Source organism: Rathayibacter sp. VKM Ac-2927 (assembly GCF_022815525.1).
Classification (GTDB): Bacteria; Actinomycetota; Actinomycetes; order Actinomycetales; family Microbacteriaceae; genus Rathayibacter; species Rathayibacter festucae.
The window spans coordinates 279,800-296,701 of record NZ_JALGRT010000001.1; the positions used below are offsets into that span (position 1 = coordinate 279,800).

The following is a 16,902-nucleotide window of genomic DNA, read 5'->3' on the forward strand; positions in this document are numbered from 1 at the left end:
TGAGAGTGCTGTCGGTGGCAGTGCTCTCGGTGCGCGCACTGCCGGCGTTCGGCCCGCGGGACACGCGGGCACAGGGCTCCGATCCTACCGGTCGGGCGCTGCGCGTCCGTCCCGGGTCAGGAGCAGACGCCGGTCTCCTGCTGCGCCGGGTCGCTGAGGAACGTCGGAGAGAGGTCGAAGGAGGCGTCCAGCGAGTCGGCCGTCACGGTGACGTCGGTGAGCGCGAGCCCCTGCGGCACGGCGTCGGCGATGCACACGGAGCGCGCGGCGAGCAGCCCCTCGGCCACGGCGCCGAAGCGGTCCTCGACGTCGGCGGCACTGATCGTGGTGCCGCCCGCCGTCACTTCGGACGGCGTCAGCTCGATCGCGCCGTCGGCCGCGCCGAGCTCGATGCCGACGCCCGCGGCGAGGGTGAGCCCGAGCACGTCGACCGAGGTGTTCACGCGCACCAGCGGCGGATCGAGCGTCACGCCGTCGATCGGCACCTGGCTCCGCGCGGCGACGAGCGTGCTCACCGAGTCGGGGTCGAGGGCCACGGTCGCGCGTCCCGCCTCGAGCGGACCGTCGCCGCTCGCGGGGACGCCCTCGAGGGTCGCGTCGACATCGCCGTTCAGAGCGCCGAACGCGACGTCCTCGCTGCGGATGTCGAGCCGGTCGAGCGAGCCGGCGATCAGCTGCGGCAGCACCGCCCAGCCGGCGACCTCGACCTCGACGGGGTGGTCCGCGGGGAGCGAGAGCGCCTCCCGGATGCTCGACGCCGCGGTGTCGGCGACCGCGCGGCGGGCGAGTACGTCGCCGACGACGGCGGCCACCGCCAGCAGCACGATCACGATCACGGCGACGATCGCGATCCGGCGGCCGCGGCGCGGCGCACCGGCGTCGTCGGCGGTCACATCCGGTCCGGAGCGGTCACGCCGAGCAGCGAGAGCCCGTTGCGCAGGACCTGCGCGGTCGCGTCGTTCAGGCGCAGGCGGGTCGAGTGCACGGCCTCGATCGGGTCGTCGCCCTGCGGGACCACGCGGCAGTTGTCGTACCAGCGGTGGTAGAGACCGGCGATCTCCTCGAGGTAGCGGGCCACGCGGTGCGGCTCGCGCAGCTCGGCGGCGAGGGCCACGATGCGCGGGAACTCCTGCAGTCCGCCCAGCAGCGCCGACTCGCTCGGGTGCACCAGCGTCTCGGGGGCGAACGGCTCGCGCGGCACGCCCGACGCCTCCGCCTTGGCCGCCACCTGGCGGGTGCGGGCGTGCGCGTACTGCACGTAGTAGACGGGGTTGTCGTTGCTGCGCTTGGTGAGCAGGTCGAGGTCGATGTCGAGCGAGGAGTCGGCCGACGATCGCACCAGCGAGTAGCGCGCGGCGTCGACGCCCACGGCCTCGACCAGGTCCTCCATCGTCACCACGGTGCCCGCGCGCTTGGACATCCGGACCGCCTGCCCGTCGCGGAGCAGGTTGACGAGCTGGCCGATCAGGATCTCGAGGTTGACGCCCGGGGTGTCGCCGAAAGCCGCGCACATCGCCATCATCCGGCCGATGTAGCCGTGGTGGTCGGCGCCGAGCATGATGATCGCCCGGTCGAAGCCGCGCTCGCGCTTGTCGAGGTAGTAGGCGAGGTCGCCGGCGATGTAGGCCGCCTCCCCGTCGCTCTTGATGATGACGCGGTCTCGGTCGTCGCCGAAGTCCGTGGTGCGCAGCCAGGTCGCACCGTCGGCCTCGAAGATGTGGCCGAGCTCGCGGAGGCGCTCGATCGCCCGCTCGACGGCGCGCGACTCGTGCAGCGAGTTCTCGTGGAAGTAGACGTCGAAGTCGACGCCGAACTCGTGCAGGCTCTGCTTGATCTCGCCGAACATCAGGTCGACGCCGATCGAGCGGAAGGTCTCGTTCAGCTCCGCCTCGGGCAGGACCGAGAGGTCGCCCGGGTAGGCGGCGACGACGCGATCGGCGATGTCGGCGATGTACGCGCCGCCGTAGCCGTCCTCCGGAGTCGGCTCGCCGCGGTAGGCGGCCAGGACGCTTCGGGTGAAGCGGTCGATCTGCGCGCCGTGGTCGTTGAAGTAGTACTCGCGGGTCACCTCGGCGCCCTGCGCGATCAGCACGCGGGCGAGGCTGTCGCCGACGGCCGCCCAGCGGGTCCCGCCGATGTGGATCGGGCCGGTGGGGTTGGCGGAGACGAACTCGAGGTTCATCTTCAGACCGGAGTAGGCGGAGCCGGTGCCGTAGGCCTCGCCCGCGTCGACGATCGCGCCGGCGAGCGCGCCCGCGGCGGCGGCGTCGAGCCGGACGTTGAGGAACCCGGGGCCGGCGACCTCCACCGAGGCCACGCCGTCGACCGCGCCGAGGCCCTCGGCGAGCTCGGTCGCGAGCTCGCGCGGGTTCGCCCCGGCCTTCTTCGCGATCTTCATCGCGATGTTCGAGGCCCAGTCGCCGTGGTCGCGGTTCTTGGGCCGCTCGAGCACGACGTCGCCGAGCGCGACCTCGGCGTCGCTCCCTCGTCGCTGCACGGCGTCGAGGACGAGGGCGTGCAGGGAGGCGGCGAGCTGTTCGGGAGTCACGGGGCACGATTCTACCGGCCGGTCCGCCACCCCCTCCTTCCCGCCGATCGCCCCGCCTGCTGACGGGGTCGGGTCTCGATACGCCCCTCCGGGGCTACTCGACCAGCAAGAAGGAGCCGAGCCCACTCGGCGCCCACTCCCCGTCGATCGAGCACTCGCCCTCCTCGCCGTCGAATCGAGCAGCCCCGTTTCATGCTGATCGAGTAGCCAGCGCAGCCGGCGTATCGAGATCCGCCGTCACCGAGAGCCCGCCCGCCGGAACCCGCCCGCCCGCGCCCCGGCGCCCCGACCGCCGCGATTGCTAGGGTGCAGCGCATGCGCCGACCCGCCGCCCTCGCTCTCCTCGTCGCCGTCGCGGCCCTCGCCGGCTGCGCGCCGGCCGCGGATCCGGCGCCGAGCGCGAGCGACGCGGTCACCGGCACTCCGATTCCCGTCACCTGCGAGCAGCTCGTGCCCGCCTCCGCGCTGACCGGTCTCTGGGCGGGCTTCTCCCCCAGCGACGCGGTGGAGCCGACCGCGGTCTCCGCCGAGATCGCCGGCTACGACGGCCTGGTCTGCGGCTGGGCCGACTCCGAGGGCGCCGACTTCCAGGTCGCGGTCGCCCGGCTCGACCCGGCCGTCATCGAGGCCCTCAAGAACGAGTTCTTCACCACGAGCGAGGCCGTCCCCACATACGGTCGGCCCCCGGAGATCGAGGGCTACTACGAGGTCGCCGACAGCCGGGGCATCGCGGACGCCTTCATCGGCGACCACTGGCTCGAGGCGTCCAGCGCGTCGTTCGTCGAGCCGGGCGACCCGGAGCCACTCGTGCGCGCGGCGCTGGACTCCCTCGCCGGCTGACCACCCGGTCGGAACGTGCGGGCTCAGCCCAGGCGCACCGGCGAGACGTGGTCGTCCTCCACGACCACGTCGCAGGTCGCCTCGACGTTCATCGTCTCGAGCCGCAGGTCGGTGAGGTAGCTGCTGAGGAAGGCCGTGTCGGCGGTGTCGCGGCCGGAGGAGATCCGGAGCATCGACGGCCGCGGAGCGAGCCGGGTCGCGTCGACCACGTGCCAGGCCCCGTCGACCCAGGCCTCCGACACGGCGTGGAAGTCGCGCGGCTCGAGGCCGGGAGCGTAGACGGCGGTCACCCGCGCCGGGATGTCGAGCGCGCGCAGCAGCCCCACGACGGTGTGCGCGAAGTCGCGGCAGACGCCCTGCCCGCTCTCGATCACCTGCGCGGCTCCCCCGGTCGCGACCGTCGAGCCGTAGACGTAGGAGAGGTGGCTGTGCACCCACTCCTCGACCGCGGCGAGCGCCTCGAAGCCCCGCGCCCGGCCGAACTCGCGCCGGGCGATGCCGCCGAGTGCGTCCGTCTCGGCGTAGCGGCTCGGCCGCAGGTACTCGACCAGCTCGAGCTCGCTCGGCTCGTCCGGCACACCGCGCCCGGAGACGCGGCCGCGGTACTCCACCTGCATCGCCCCGGCGTTCGCCGCGACACGGTGCACCCGCGCGCCGTGCCGTGCCGGGAACTCCCGCACCGGGACGGGCTCGCCGTCCAGCGTGACGGTGAACGAGTCCTCGAACCCGTCTCCCGTCGGCGTCGCCGCCATCAGGAAGATCAGGTCGGTCGGCCCGTTCAGTCGCAGGCCCAGCGAGGCGGAGACGGTGCGCAGCATGCCCCCATCGTGGCACGACCGCACGGCCCGCCAGGGCGTCCGGCGGCGCCCACCCCGGGTGCTAATGTTGACAGGCACTCCTGGCCCCCATAGCTCAGGGGATAGAGCACTGCCCTCCGGAGGCAGGGGCGTAGGTTCGAATCCTACTGGGGGCACCACTTCGCAAGGCCCGGATCGACGCGGAAAGCAGCGCGAACCGGGCCTTCTTCGTCTCCGGCCGGCGTCGGTCCCGGCGGTCGTCCTTCCCCGGAGGTCTGATCGCGGGCCGCCGTGACGGTGTCGAGGTCGTCGAGCAGATCACTGATGACGTCGGGAGTGGAAGCAGCGGAGGCCGGGCCGAGCATGCGCGCCCATGCGGGTCGCGGACGGCACCATGGAGCGGTCGCCGCCACGGCGGACCGTCACCGATGAGGAGCCTCCCGCTTCGCCTCAGGGCCGGTGGCGCGCTCCACCAGCCGATCTGCGCCAGGAGTCCGCGAAGACCTCCCTTCGCGTGCAGAGGTGCAGCGGGAAGACGCGATGCTGAGCGCGTGGTGCCCTCTGTCGTGCGACCGAAGTCGGAGTTCGCCGACGGTCTGCGTGCACTCGCCGCGATCGCGGTGACCGTCTATCACGCGGCGCTCTTCACGGGCGGAAGCGGCGAGTTCCTCAGCACCTTCCCGATCGCGGGTCGGCTGCTCGGCTTTGGCACGCTCGCCGTGCCCGTGTTCATCGTCCTCTCCGGGTTCGTGCTGATGCTCCCCGTCGCGCGCAGCGAATCGCTCGAACTGCGCGGCGGCTTCCGCGACTACCTCCGCCGGCGGGCGAGGCGCATCCTCCCGCCCTACTTCATCTCCCTCGCGATCTTCGCTGCCGTGATCGCGTTCGTCCCCGCGATGCAGACCGGGCACGGGACCGAGTGGGACAGCAAGGTCCCCCTCACCGCCGGCGGCCTGATCTCGCACCTCTTCCTCGTGCACAACCTGAACCCGGAGTGGATCTATCAGATCAACGGTCCGGCCTGGTCGGTAGCGACGGAGTGGCAGATCTACTTCCTGTTCCCGCTCGTCCTCCTGCCGCTGTGGCGCCGCTTCGGCCCGGCGGTCGCCGTCGGCACGACGGTCGTGCTCGGCATCGCCGTCGCGCTGGTGCTCCCGTTGATCGCCGGCGCGCACCCGTGGTTCCTCGGACTCTTCGCGCTGGGTGCCGGAGCCGCGTGGATGACGCAGCACGTCGCGCTCCCCCGCGCAGGGCTGTGGGCCGGCCTCGCCGGGGTCGTCGCACTGGCACTGACGGTCGCCGTCCGCCTGGCCTGGGTCTACGAGTCGGCCTTCGGAATCGCGATCGCGCTGCTGCTCTACTGGCTGACGATCAGGGCGCGCGCGAACCGGCCGTCTCGCATCGGTCGCGTGTTGAGCTCGCGCCCGCTCGTCCGCATCGGCGCCGGCTCCTACAGCCTTTACCTCGTGCACAGCCCGGTCCTCGCGGCCGGGAACATCGCGGTCCTCGACGTCGACCTGCCCTACCCGGCTCGTCTCGCCGTGATGTTCCTGCTCGTCCTGCCCCTGTCCTGGCTCGCAGGATGGATCTTCTTCCATCTCGTGGAGCGGCACTTCCTCACACGCCACCAGAAGGCGATCGTGCCGAGCGCGCACTGACGACGGTCGACGGACGCCCCTGGAACGGGGTCGGACCGGCTCGAGGCGCGGCGGTCATACTGGGGCGCATGAGCAGACGATCGAGACGCCTCGCCCACGGCTCCACAGGCAGAGCCGTTCTCGCGTGGGCGATCGGCGTGGTTGCGTTCATCGCGATCGTCTGGGTCGTTCTCAGCGTGATCGCGAACGTCGCGGCCTGAGCCCTCGATCTCGGACGCGGAGCGGACGCACATCCTCAGCGCTCCGGCCGCGAACGGCACGGCCTGCCGCTACGGCAGCACTCCCGCTGAGCGGAGCGACTCGGCGATCGACGGTTCGACGAGGTCCATGTAGCGGGGCGCAGCGTGCAGGCGATCACCCTTCGTCGGGGTGCTGTCGACGTACGCGGGGCACAGGTCCTCCGCGCAGAACCAGGGCACGGAGCTGATCACGACTCCGTCGAGGGCACCGGCGACGGTCGCGTCGGCAGCGAGGTACTTCTGGTGCGACGCCGTGATGTCGCCGACGCAGTCGGTCGGGGTCGAGACCGCGGTGAAGCACTCGCCGACATTGGTGTCAGCGGGCGGCGGCGAGAGGAACACGACCTGACCGGCTGCCGGGCGGAACCGCTCGACAGCGGTCTGCAGGCTCGAGATCCACTCGGGGCCCGTGAGCGGATCGTCGGTTCCGATCGGTGTGTGCTGCTGGTAGGCGTTCGTCACGAAGACGAGATCGGGCGACTGCGCGGTGATCGCATCGACCGCGTCCTGCTTCCGCACGGGGCAGGAGTCGGCGACGCTCGCATTGCCGATGACCGTGTCCGAGTACTCGCAGCCGTTCATCGCGAAGCCCTGCACGCGATAGCCGGCCTCGTTGAGAACGCTCCGGAGCGCGGCGGTGTAGGCGACGGCGGTGGAGTCCCCCACGACGACGGCGAGTCTCTCGCCGTCCCCCCAGGTGCACTCGGTGCCGGTGATGCGGATCGGATCCGCGCAGTCCTCGATCTCCGCCGGCCAGCCTCCCTGGCTGAACGAGTTCTCGAAGCCCTCCGGCCAGCTGGCCGAGCGGAGGGCCGCGGTGATCTTCGCGGTCAGCTCGGACTGCGCCGGCCCTGCAGCGGCAGCGGCCGGGTCGGGCGTCGCGTCGGCTGCTGCCGCTGGTCCGCCGCTCGGCGCGGGAAGCGCTGCCGCGGCCTCGCGGGTGCCGTAGAGCATCTGGTTGGCGGTGTCGGCGGGGACGAGGAAGGCGAATCCGACGACGGCCGCGGTGGCGAGGCCCGCGGCACCGAGCCCGACCCAGCGAGCGACCTTCAGCATCTCGAGCTGCGCCTTCCACCAGATGCTCCACGCCTCACGACGTTCCCAGGCGCCCTCGTGGCGGGTGAGGAGCGGCGATCGGTGCAGTGGCCGCTCGAAGAGGTGGTAGGCGAGGGCCGCGATGCCGACGCCGACGACGAGCACGCCGATGTAGCCGACACTGCCGGAGTTCGGGAACAGCGCTGCGCCGAAGACGACCGCCGGGAAGTGCCAGAGGTAGAGGCTGTAGGAGATGTCGCCGAGGTACGTCGCGACCGGGTTCGTCAGAAGCGCGAGGCCGCGTGCCTGCTCGCCGATCCCTGAGGCGAGCACGAGCACCGTCGCGAGAACGGGGAGGAGCGCGCCGGGCGCGGGGAACGGCGTGCCGCCGTCGACGAGGAAGAGCGACGCGGTCATGCCCGCGAGCCCGAGCCAGGCGAGGATGATGCGCACCGGCTGGCGCAACCGGAGGAACAGCGGAGCGACGACGGCCAGGAGAGCACCGGCGCCGAGCTCCCAGGCGCGGGTGAAGGTGGAGAAGTAGGCGACCGTGGGCCCGGTGGTGCTCTGGACGAACGCCCAGGCGAGGGACGCAGCGATGATGACGAGCATCGCGGCCCCGGCAGTGAGGCGGAGGGTGCGATCGGTGTGGGCGGCACGGAGTCGCGCGTAGATCCAGAGGATGCCGAGCAGCAGCCACGGCCAGACGAAGTAGAACTGCTCCTCGACGGACAGCGACCAGAAGTGCTGCAACGGCGAGACGGCCTGTCCCTGTGCGAAGTAGTCGGTGCCCTCGGCCGCGAAGCGCCAATTGGCGGAGAACAGGAACGCCCACACCGCGTCCCCGGTGATGGCCGCCGCGCGATTCGCGAGCAGCAGGGAGTGCGCAGCGATCACCGTGACGACGAGGACGAGCGTCGCAGCGGGGATGATGCGCTTGATGCGGGCCACGTAGAACGACGCGAAGGAGATCGTGCCCGTTGCGCTGTACTCGCGGAGCAGAAGGCCGGTGATGAGGAAGCCGGAGATCACGAAGAAGATGTCGACGCCCACGAATCCACCGGCGGGCCAGCCGAGGAGGTGCTCGAAGAACACGGCGAGCACCGCGAACGCGCGGAGTCCCTGGACGTCCGTTCGTCGCCCCGCCGTCGCGGCTCGTGGTCGTTCAGCGGGTGCGTGCGTCGTCATGGCGTCTCCCTCGCGGATCCGGCACACGCTAGCCGAGGCCTGTCGCGCCGGCGGACCCCGCGGTCCACGCCGGGCCGATGCTGTCGCAAGACGACAGTGAGTGGTCGCGAAGCGGGACAGGAACCGAGGGTCGACGGAGTACGTTCGGCAGCAGATCGGATCACCAGGCGAGGGGCTGCGCGATGGACGAGTCACCAGGGTCGGCGTCCCGGCGGGCGTTCGTGGCCGCGACCGCGACGCTCGCCTCCGGGGCGGTCGTGGCGACCCTCCCCCACGCAGGGACCGGCACGGCCTGGGCGTCTCCGACGGTGCGCTCGGCGATCGGAGCACCGCGGGCCGCGGCGAGTCAGCCCGAGGTCCCTGTCGAGTTCCTGCAGTGGCGGCCGAACGTGCTCGCGTCCGGCGAGCAGCGCGCGGTGCTCGCGGTCACGCGCTCGGGCGACTCGCGCATCGTCAGGACCTCGCTCTTCTTCGGCGTGGGCGACGACCCTCGCGAGATGACCGGCGCGCCCCGGACCGGGATCGCGCTCCTGTCCTCGCCGGACGGCGGGACCGGATCGATCGATGCGGGATCGACGACTCCCCTGCTCTGGAACGGCTGGCTGGCACCGGACGGCGTCGAGCGCCGCTTCGAGGTCGGCTTCACCCCGGAGGCGGGGTCGGACAGTGCGGTCACCGCCTACCTCGCGCTCTGGTACTACGACGCCGACACCTCCGACGACCTCGCCTTCTCCGACGGCCGTCTCGACCAGGTCAGGGTCCTCGGCTGATCAGCCGACGCCTGTGGCCGCGCGCCGCGGTCGCCGGAGACGCTCGAGGACGCCGAGCACCCGGGCGCGCACGGCCTCGGTCCTCCGCTCCGTGAGCGCGCCGAAGGCCCAGCCCACGACGCACGCGAGGAGCGCGAGGGCGAGCACGCCCGCCCAGCTCGCCGCGGACGGCGGCCACCAGGCCGTCGGCGGCGGGAACAGCAGCCCGTGGAGCAGCATCAGCACGGGCACGTGCGTCGCGTAGAGCGAGAACGAGAACCCCGAGACCCAGGTGCCGCCGCGGAGCAGACGGTCGAGACCCTTCCCCGGAGTCCCCTCGGAGTGGCACAGCACGACGACGAGGGCCGCCGCCGCGATCGTGGTCGCCCACGTCGTCCAGCCGAGATCGTCCGGGCCGGCTTTCGCGAGCCGGTCGACCGACATAGCCCCGATCACGAGCAGGAGTACCGCGACGATCGAGGCGGCGGTGCCCTTCGGCCCGAGCCGCGAGAGGAACCGCGGGGCCGCCGCTCCCTTCCAGGCGACCGCCGCGCCGGCGAGCCAGGCGAGGAAGAGGCCCGTTCCGGCCGGCCCGAGAACGTAGACGACCACGACGGCGGCTGCGGCGCACAGCACTCTCCGCCGCCGGGAGCCGCGCGTGAGCCCGACGAGGAGCAGCGGGAACAGCAGGTAGTAGCCGGCCTCGTAGCCGATCGACCAGAGCGGCCGGTCGGTGCCGAAGGGCCGGACCAGGTGCGGCTGGAGGAAGACGGCGTTGCTCAGTGCCCCGAGGACGCCGCCGTCGACCTGCGCGGAACCGCCCGGCGCGTACTGCGGCCGGTCCGCGAGGAAGGCGACGCCGACGGCGTCGAGGACGGCCGTGAGCACGAGGGCCGGGAGCAGGACGAGCCACAGCCGGGTCAGGCGGGAGGTGAGATACCTCGTCCAGCTGAAGGCGCCGCGGGCGAGACCGCTGAGGACGGAGCCGCCGACGAAGAAGCCGCTCAGGACGAAGAAGACGATGACGGCGCCGTGACCGAGGGACGTCAGCGCGTAGAGCGCGCTGTCGACGGGGCCGAGCCGCGTCTCAGCAGCCGGGACCAGGAAGGCCTGCCGCACGTGGGCGACGAGGACGAGCAGTGCCGCGCAGGCCCGGACGGAGTCGAGGGCTCGGTAGGTCATCGCCGCCGCTCCATCCGATCACCCGGACGCAGCGGAGCTCGTAGCGATCGCAGCGGGGGACGTCAGAAGGCTGCCGTATCGATGGCGGCTCACGTCCGCAAGTCGCTGCCAGCGGCGGAACTGGCGCGGGACGGCGCGTCCGCCACTCTGCGCGGCGCCGGGGTCAGGGGTTCAGATCGAACCTCTGCGCGCGGCGAGCGCACGTGGACGAGCAGTACGGCTCGGCCGCGGGGGTCGTCTTCCCGCAGTACTCGCAGGGACGTCGGACGAGAGCGCCGACGATCCTGGCGAGGAACGAGGGCGGTCGAGAGATCTTCATGAGCATCAGCGCACCGTATCCATGCGACTTTCGGGTCGTCGCATATTGACGCATTCTACGGCCCCCGTAGGGGTCCAGGACGGGTGAAATCCCGTGCAACTCCTGACAGACACCACGATCCGTGTCACGCGCGCGGGCACGTTCGGGCCGCTCGCCATCCCTCACGGGAGCCGGTCCGGACGGGTGCATGAGGACCGCAGCTCTCCCTCACGCCGCCGAAACGCGCTCGGCACACACCGCGTTCCTGAGAGCGGGGTCGTAGGGTGAGCGCGTGAAGATCCTTGTCGTCGAAGACGATCCAGCCATGGGCGAAGCACTCGTGGGCGGCCTAGAAGACGCCGGCTACGAGGCGGAGCTGACGACGAACGGCATCGACGCGCTCGTCGCGTTCAGCAACGCCGAGTTCTCGGCCGCCATCGTCGACGTGATGCTCCCCGCGATGTCGGGCTTCGAGATCTGCCGGCGCATCCGCGAGCTGGGCCGCTCCACGCCGATCCTGCTGCTCACCGCCCGCGACTCCGTGGAGGACCGCGTCTTCGGCCTGGACGCCGGCGCCGACGACTACCTGACGAAGCCGTTCGCGTTCACCGAGCTGAACGCGCGGCTGCGGGCGCTGCTGCGGCGGAGCCCCTCGCTGATGTCCACCTCGATCGAGGTCGGCCGCATCACCGTGGACGGCTCGAGCATCCGCCGCACCGCCGACAACACGCGCATCCACGTCAGCCCGAAGGAGCTCGAGCTGCTGAAGCTGCTGATCTCGCCGGTCGGCTCGGTGGTCACCCGCCAGCGCATCCTCTCCGAGATCTGGGGCGGCGGCGAGATCGTCGACAACAACATCGTCGACCAGTACGTCAGCTACCTCCGCAAGAAGCTGCCCGCCGAGGACACCGGGGTCAGCATCGTCACGGTGCGCGGCAAGGGCTACTTCCTCCGCCCGGTCGAGTAGCCGCATGGCCGCTCCGAGCCCGCTCGCCGCGGCGCGTGCCGCGAGGCGGCGCTCGGGAGCCCTGTCGATCCGCGCCAGGATCACGGTCGGCTCCGTCGCCGTCGCGACCGTGCTCTTCGCCCTCGCGGCGATGCTCTTCTACCAGGTCGTCACCGGGATCGTCGAGCGCAGCGAGCGGACGATCCTCGTCTCGATCGAGGACGAGATCCGCCGCGACATCGCGGCCGGCGACGTCCCTCGGGTCCGGGACTCCTCCACGGGACAGCTCTACCTCGCGATCACCCCGGACGGCGCGGTCGACGCGACCACCATGCCGACCGAGGTGCGCCGCTCGGTGCAGGCGGAGCTGCGCGACCGCGCGGCCGACGCGGTGCCGCGCTACACCGAGGTCGCCACCGCCACCACGCGCTACCTGGTGCGCATCACCGCGGTGGAGGGCGAGGACGGCACCTGGAGCGTCGCCACCGCACGCGACCAGGCCGCGTCGCAGCTGGTGCTCGACGACTTCGCCCACGTGCTGGTCTACGCGGCGATCTTCCTCGTCGTCACCTTCGGGCTCGCCTCCTGGATCCTCACCGGAGCAGCTCTGGCGCCGGTGCGCCGGATGCGCGCGCGCGCCGACCAGATCGCCGCCGACCCCACTCCCGGCGATCAGCTGCCGGTCGTCGGCACCCGCGACGAGATCGACGAGCTCGCCGAGACGCTCAACGCGTTCCTCGCCAAGCAGACGGCCTCCCTGGCGCGGGAGAAGCAGATGGTCTCGGACGCCAGCCACGAGCTGAGGACGCCGCTCGCCGCCCTCTCGGCCCAGCTCGAGATCGCGCACCACCGCGTCGAGGACCCGGTCGCCGTCGACCGGGTGATCCTCGACGCGCAGAAGAGCGTCGACCGCCTGGTCCGCCTCGCCTCCGCACTGCTGGACATCTCCCGGATCGAGAGCCGGTCGGCCCGGCCCGCCTCGCCCTTCGCCGAGCTGGTCGACGAGCTGGTCGGCGCGGTCGACCGCACCCGGCTGCTCGCAGCCGAGTCGGACGTCGAGATCGACTACGAGATCGACGAGCGCGAGCCGGCCCGGCTCTACGCCGTCGCCACCCAGGACTTCGGCCGGGTGATCGACAATCTCGTCCGCAACGCGATCCAGGCGATCGGCCACGGCGGGACGATCGTCGCGGCGCTCGCGCAGAAGGACGGCCGGCTGCTGCTGACGGTCTCCGACGACGGACCGGGCATGCCGGCCGAGTTCATCCCGGTCGCCTTCGACCGCTTCTCCCGCCCCGACGACTCGCGCACGATCGCCTCGGGCGGCAGCGGCCTGGGTCTCGCCCTCGTGCACACCACGGTGCTCTCCGGCGGCGGGACGGTCGCGCTCTCCAACCGCGACCCGCACGGTCTCGCGGTCGACATCGTCCTGCCTCCGGTGGGCTCCGCCGCCCGCTGAGGCGACGGCCCGGCGCACGGGCCGTCCGATCAGGACGGTCCGGTCACCACGGCACGGACGCGACGAAGGCCCCCGGATCGCTCCGGGGGCCTTCGAGGTGGCTCAGCGTCGCTCGTCCTCCGGACGGATCGGCACCGGCTCCGCGTCCGCGGGCGGCGGCGACCAGACCGGCGCCGTCGACTCGGCGGGGGTGCCGTCGAGCAGGTTGCGCGCGCGGTTCACCACCTCGGGGTCGACGATCACCGAGTAGCTGGTGGCGATGACCTGCATCGTCGAGGTGAAGTCGCGGCGGCGGCGGTTGACCGCGTAGGAGGCGAGGCCGAAGAGCATGCCGAAGCCGGCACCGAGCAGCACGGCCGCGATGAGGAAGGAGAACTCGGTGGCCGGCGAGAAGATGATCAGCAGCAGGCCGAGGAAGACACCGAGCCAGGCGCCGGAGGCGGCGCCGGCGAGAGCGACGCGGCCCCAGGTGAGCTTGCCGGTGACGCGCTCCACGCTCTTGAGGTCGTTGCCGAGGATGGCCAGCTGCTTGACCGGGAAGTCGGCCCGCGCGAGGACGTCGACGGCCTGCTGCGCCTTCTCGTAGGTGTCGAAGGTGGCGAGGATCTCGCCGCGCGGGATCGTCGGGGAGGCGGCGCCCCGGCGGTTGTTCATGGGCATCTGCTGAGTCACCTGCTCAGACTGTCACAGAGGACTTGGAGCATTCTGGACACGGATCGGGAGCTTCCCGAGCGCCCGGTGGGAGCGCCGGACCCCGCGCTCGGCTTCCGCAGGGGCGCCCGGGTCTAGGTTGGTAGCCGTGAGTTCCGCCAGAGTCTTCGTAGCGCGCTTGGCCGGCTGCAGCGTCTTCGACCCGGCGGGCGATCGCGTCGGCAAGGTCCGCGACGTGCTGCTCGTGCACCGTCAGAACGACGCGCCGCGCGTGGTCGGCCTCGTCGTCGAGATCCCCGGCCGCCGCCGGGTGTTCGTCTCGATCGGGCGGGTCACCAGCATCGGCAGCGGGCAGATCATCACGACCGGTCTGATCAACGTGCGCCGCTTCGAGCAGCGCGGCGGCGAGGTCCGCGTCATCGCCGAGCTGCTCGGCAGGAGGATGACCTTCGTCGACGGCTCGGGCGACGCGATCGTCGAGGACGTCGCGATCGAGGAGGTCGGGCCGGGCGAGTGGGAGCTCGCGCAGCTCTTCGTCCGCCGCCCGAAGACCAGCCCCTCCCCCTTCGCCAAGGGCGCCACGACGTTCGCCGGCTGGCGCGAGGTCCGCGAGAGCGTGTCCACCGAGGCGCAGTCGGCCGAGCAGTACGTGGCGAGCCTCTCCGAGCTCAAGCCCGCCGACCTCGCCAGCACCCTCCTCGACCTGCCGCAGCAGCGGATGCTCGAGGTCGCGGGCGAGCTCTCCGACGACCGGCTCGCCGATGTCCTCGAGGAGATGCCCGAGAGCGAGCAGGTCGAGATCCTCGGCCGGCTCGACGACGACCGCGCGGCCGACGTCCTCGACCAGATGCAGCCGGACGACGCGGCCGACCTGATCGCGCAGCTCTCGGACGAGCGCGGCGAGGCGCTCCTCGAGCTGATGGAGCCGGAGGAGGCGGACGACGTCCGCATGCTGCTCTCCTACGCGCCCGAGTCGGCCGGTGGACTGATGACGACCGAGCCGATCATCGTCTCGTCCGAGGCGACCGTGGCCGAGGGCCTCGCGATGATCCGCCGCCACGAGCTGGCCCCGGCGCTCGGCGCCGCGGTCTGCGTCACTCTGCCGCCGTACGAGCCGCCGACCGGCCGCTTCCTCGGCATGGTGCACTTCCAGCGGATGCTCCGTTACCCGCCGCACGAGCGCCTGGGCACGCTGCTCGACCAGAGCCTCGACCCGATCACGCCCGACACCTCCGCGGCCGAGGTCGCCCGCATCCTCGCGAGCTACAACCTCGTCTCGGTGCCCGTGGTGGACGAGTCGCACCGCCTGGTCGGCGTCGTCACGATCGACGACGTGCTCGACTACCTCCTCCCCGACGACTGGCGCAGCCACGACGGCGACGACGAACCGCGCGTGCCGGTGAGCACGACGACCCAGGGCATACCGATCGCGCCGCCCGCGGTGGCGACCAGCAGGTTCAGGGCAGGACGACGAGGACGGAGGGGTGCGCGTGGCTAGGGACACCAAGCAGGATCGACGGCTCGACGCCCCGAAGGGCCTGCGCACGCGGGTGCTCCCCCGGCGCAACCGGCAGAGCAGCGACCGCTTCGGCCGCCTGACCGAATCCTTCGCCCGCGGCATGGGCACGCCGTGGTTCCTCGTCGGCATGACGATCTTCTGCGTGTTCTGGCTGCTGTTCAACACCTACGGCCCCGAGGAGTCGCGCTTCGACTCCCAGGCCCTGGGCTTCACGGTGCTCACGCTGATCCTGTCCCTGCAGGCCTCCTACGCGGCGCCCCTGCTGCTGCTCGCGCAGAACCGCCAGGACGACCGCGACCGCGTGCAGATCGAGCAGGACCGCCAGCGCGCCGAGCGCAACCTCGCCGACACGGAGTACCTGGCTCGAGAGGTCGTCGCGCTCCGCCTGGCGATCCGTGACATGGCGAGCAAGGACTTCATCCGCTCCGAGCTGCGCAGCCTCGTCGAGGAGCTCGAGAAGGATCGGGCGGAGTCGATCGCGAGCGAGCGGCGCGATGCCTGACGACGCCGTGACGGGTCCGGCGGATCCCGCCGCTCTCGAGAGCGCGGTGCTCGCGGCACTCGCCCGGGTCATCGATCCGGAGATCCGGAAGCCCATCACCGAGCTCGACATGGTCGACGCGGTGACGGTGGGCGAGGACGGCGCGGTGACCGTCGCCATCCGGCTGACGATCGTCGGCTGCCCGGCCGCGTCCGCGATCGAGCGCGATGTCCGCGCGGCGGCGGAGTCGGCGGCGGGCTCCGCCGCGGTGCGTGTCGAGGTCGGCGTGATGACGCCGGCGCAGCGCACGGCTCTGACCGAGCGGCTGCGCGGCGGGCGGCGCGAGATGCCGTTCGGCCCGGACTCGCTGACACGGGTTTACGCGGTGACCAGCGGCAAGGGCGGGGTCGGCAAGTCGACCGTCACCGCGAATCTGGCGGTGGCCCTGGCCCGGCGCGGGCTCGCGGTCGGGCTGGTCGACGCCGACGTGCACGGCTTCTCCATCCCGGGGCTGCTCGGCCTGATGCACGACGGCCGCGTCGCGGGGCCGACGCGGGTCGGCGAGCTGATGCTCCCGCCGGTCGCGCACGGCGTGAAGGTGATCTCGATCGGGATGTTCCTCGAGGGCGACACCCGCGGCGCGGCCGTCTCCTGGCGGGGACCGATGCTGCACCGCACCATCTCGCAGTTCCTCACCGACGTGTACTTCGGCGACCTGGACGTGCTGCTGCTCGATCTGCCGCCGGGCACGGGCGACGTCGCCATCTCGATCGGGCAGCTCCTGCCGCACGCGGAGGTGCTGATCGTGACGACTCCGCAGCCGGCCGCCGCCGACGTGGCGGAGCGCAGCGGTGCGCTCGCCCGGCAGTCTGGGCAGCGCATCGTCGGCGTGGTCGAGAACATGTCCGGGCTGCCGCAGCCCGACGGGTCGGTGCTCGAGCTCTTCGGCAGCGGCGGCGGGGCCGAGGTGGCCCGCCGGCTCAGCGCGAGCGGCGAGGACGTGCCGCTGCTCGCCTCGCTGCCGATCAGCGTGGCACTGCGGGCGGGCGGCGACGACGGCCTGCCGGTCGTCATCGGCGACCCGCAGGACCCGGCCGCCGTCGCGATCACGGAGCTGGCCCGGACCCTCGCCTCGCGCCCGCGCGGTCTGACGGGCCGGCGCCTCCCGATGTCCGTCGGCTGAGGCCTTCGCCGCAGGCCCTGACTGAGGTGGGTCTCGATACGCCCGCTCCGCGGCCTACTCGACCAGCATGAGGGAGCCCGCTGCGCGGGCTGCTCGACCTGCAGGCAAGGGCCGCACTGCGGGCTGCTC

Annotated in this window: 15 protein-coding genes and 1 tRNA gene; 10 read left to right on the forward strand and 6 right to left on the reverse strand. The window is 72.0% G+C overall.

What is annotated here, in order from left to right; all coding sequences use genetic code 11:
* Nucleotides 1–116: 116 nt before the first annotated feature.
* The gene (locus MT353_RS01320) at nucleotides 117–893 is read right to left on the reverse strand and encodes a DUF2993 domain-containing protein (protein ID WP_243623430.1); all 777 of its coding nucleotides are present in this window, start codon (nucleotides 891–893) and stop codon (nucleotides 117–119) included.
* Nucleotides 890–2,548, reverse strand: coding sequence for an arginine--tRNA ligase (argS, locus tag MT353_RS01325; protein WP_185020357.1), 1,659 nt, complete (start codon nucleotides 2,546–2,548; stop codon nucleotides 890–892). The genes MT353_RS01320 and argS overlap by 4 nt, the downstream gene beginning before the upstream one ends.
* A 315-nt stretch (nucleotides 2,549–2,863) precedes the next feature.
* Between argS and MT353_RS01330 the strand changes: the two genes are divergently transcribed.
* Complete coding sequence (locus MT353_RS01330; RefSeq protein WP_243623431.1) at nucleotides 2,864–3,388, forward strand: hypothetical protein; 525 nt, start codon at nucleotides 2,864–2,866, stop codon at nucleotides 3,386–3,388.
* Between the two features lie 23 nt (nucleotides 3,389–3,411).
* Here the strand turns inward: MT353_RS01330 and MT353_RS01335 are convergent, their stop codons facing one another.
* The gene (locus tag MT353_RS01335; RefSeq protein ID WP_243623432.1) at nucleotides 3,412–4,206 is read right to left on the reverse strand and encodes a transglutaminase family protein; all 795 of its coding nucleotides are present in this window, start codon (nucleotides 4,204–4,206) and stop codon (nucleotides 3,412–3,414) included.
* Between the two features lie 83 nt (nucleotides 4,207–4,289).
* On the opposite strand from MT353_RS01335, the gene MT353_RS01340 reads away from it, so the two are divergent.
* From MT353_RS01340 to MT353_RS21350, 3 genes are all read left to right on the forward strand, one after another.
* Nucleotides 4,290–4,364: transfer RNA gene (locus MT353_RS01340), tRNA-Arg, on the forward strand.
* Nucleotides 4,365–4,736: 372 nt separating this feature from the next.
* The gene (locus tag MT353_RS01345) at nucleotides 4,737–5,843 is read left to right on the forward strand and encodes an acyltransferase (RefSeq protein ID WP_243623433.1); all 1,107 of its coding nucleotides are present in this window, start codon (nucleotides 4,737–4,739) and stop codon (nucleotides 5,841–5,843) included.
* Between the two features lie 68 nt (nucleotides 5,844–5,911).
* Complete coding sequence (locus MT353_RS21350; RefSeq protein WP_279400456.1) at nucleotides 5,912–6,043, forward strand: hypothetical protein; 132 nt, start codon at nucleotides 5,912–5,914, stop codon at nucleotides 6,041–6,043.
* A 69-nt stretch (nucleotides 6,044–6,112) separates the two neighbouring features.
* On the opposite strand, the gene MT353_RS01350 is transcribed toward MT353_RS21350, so the two are convergent.
* On the reverse strand, nucleotides 6,113–8,305 hold the full coding sequence (locus MT353_RS01350) for an acyltransferase family protein (protein ID WP_243623434.1): 2,193 nt from the start codon (nucleotides 8,303–8,305) through the stop codon (nucleotides 6,113–6,115).
* Between the two features lie 182 nt (nucleotides 8,306–8,487).
* Here MT353_RS01350 and MT353_RS01355 point away from each other — a divergent pair, with 182 nt between their 5' ends.
* Nucleotides 8,488–9,075, forward strand: coding sequence for a hypothetical protein (locus MT353_RS01355; RefSeq protein WP_243623435.1), 588 nt, complete (start codon nucleotides 8,488–8,490; stop codon nucleotides 9,073–9,075).
* On the opposite strand, the gene MT353_RS01360 is transcribed toward MT353_RS01355, so the two are convergent.
* Nucleotides 9,076–10,236: an acyltransferase gene (locus MT353_RS01360; protein WP_243623436.1), complete on the reverse strand. Its 1,161-nt coding sequence runs from the start codon at nucleotides 10,234–10,236 to the stop codon at nucleotides 9,076–9,078.
* 590 nt (nucleotides 10,237–10,826) lie between these two features.
* Here MT353_RS01360 and MT353_RS21830 point away from each other — a divergent pair.
* Both MT353_RS21830 and MT353_RS01370 read left to right on the forward strand, forming a co-directional pair.
* Nucleotides 10,827–11,501 carry a response regulator transcription factor gene (locus tag MT353_RS21830; RefSeq protein WP_260300519.1) on the forward strand — a complete coding sequence of 225 codons (675 nt, stop codon included), beginning with the start codon at nucleotides 10,827–10,829 and terminating at the stop codon, nucleotides 11,499–11,501.
* 4 nt (nucleotides 11,502–11,505) lie between these two features.
* Complete coding sequence (locus MT353_RS01370) at nucleotides 11,506–12,939, forward strand: cell wall metabolism sensor histidine kinase WalK (RefSeq protein ID WP_243586487.1); 1,434 nt, start codon at nucleotides 11,506–11,508, stop codon at nucleotides 12,937–12,939.
* A gap of 102 nt (nucleotides 12,940–13,041) precedes the next feature.
* On the opposite strand, the gene MT353_RS01375 is transcribed toward MT353_RS01370, so the two are convergent.
* On the reverse strand, nucleotides 13,042–13,593 hold the full coding sequence (locus MT353_RS01375) for a general stress protein (RefSeq protein ID WP_185019952.1): 552 nt from the start codon (nucleotides 13,591–13,593) through the stop codon (nucleotides 13,042–13,044).
* Between the two features lie 145 nt (nucleotides 13,594–13,738).
* Here MT353_RS01375 and MT353_RS01380 point away from each other — a divergent pair, with 145 nt between their 5' ends.
* Genes MT353_RS01380 through MT353_RS01390 form a run of 3 tightly spaced genes read left to right on the forward strand, consistent with a single transcriptional unit; the run spans nucleotide 13,739 to nucleotide 16,773 of the window.
* Entirely contained in the window at nucleotides 13,739–15,088 is a 1,350-nt protein-coding gene (locus MT353_RS01380; protein WP_243598931.1) for a magnesium transporter MgtE N-terminal domain-containing protein, read from the forward strand.
* Nucleotides 15,081–15,611, forward strand: a complete 531-nt coding sequence (locus MT353_RS01385; protein ID WP_123445981.1) for a DUF1003 domain-containing protein — start codon at nucleotides 15,081–15,083, stop codon at nucleotides 15,609–15,611. Before MT353_RS01380 ends, MT353_RS01385 begins: the two co-directional genes overlap by 8 nt.
* A complete protein-coding gene (locus MT353_RS01390) occupies nucleotides 15,604–16,773 on the forward strand; it encodes an Mrp/NBP35 family ATP-binding protein (protein ID WP_243623437.1) in 1,170 nt (389 codons plus the stop codon). Before MT353_RS01385 ends, MT353_RS01390 begins: the two co-directional genes overlap by 8 nt.
* Nucleotides 16,774–16,902 lie beyond the last annotated feature (129 nt).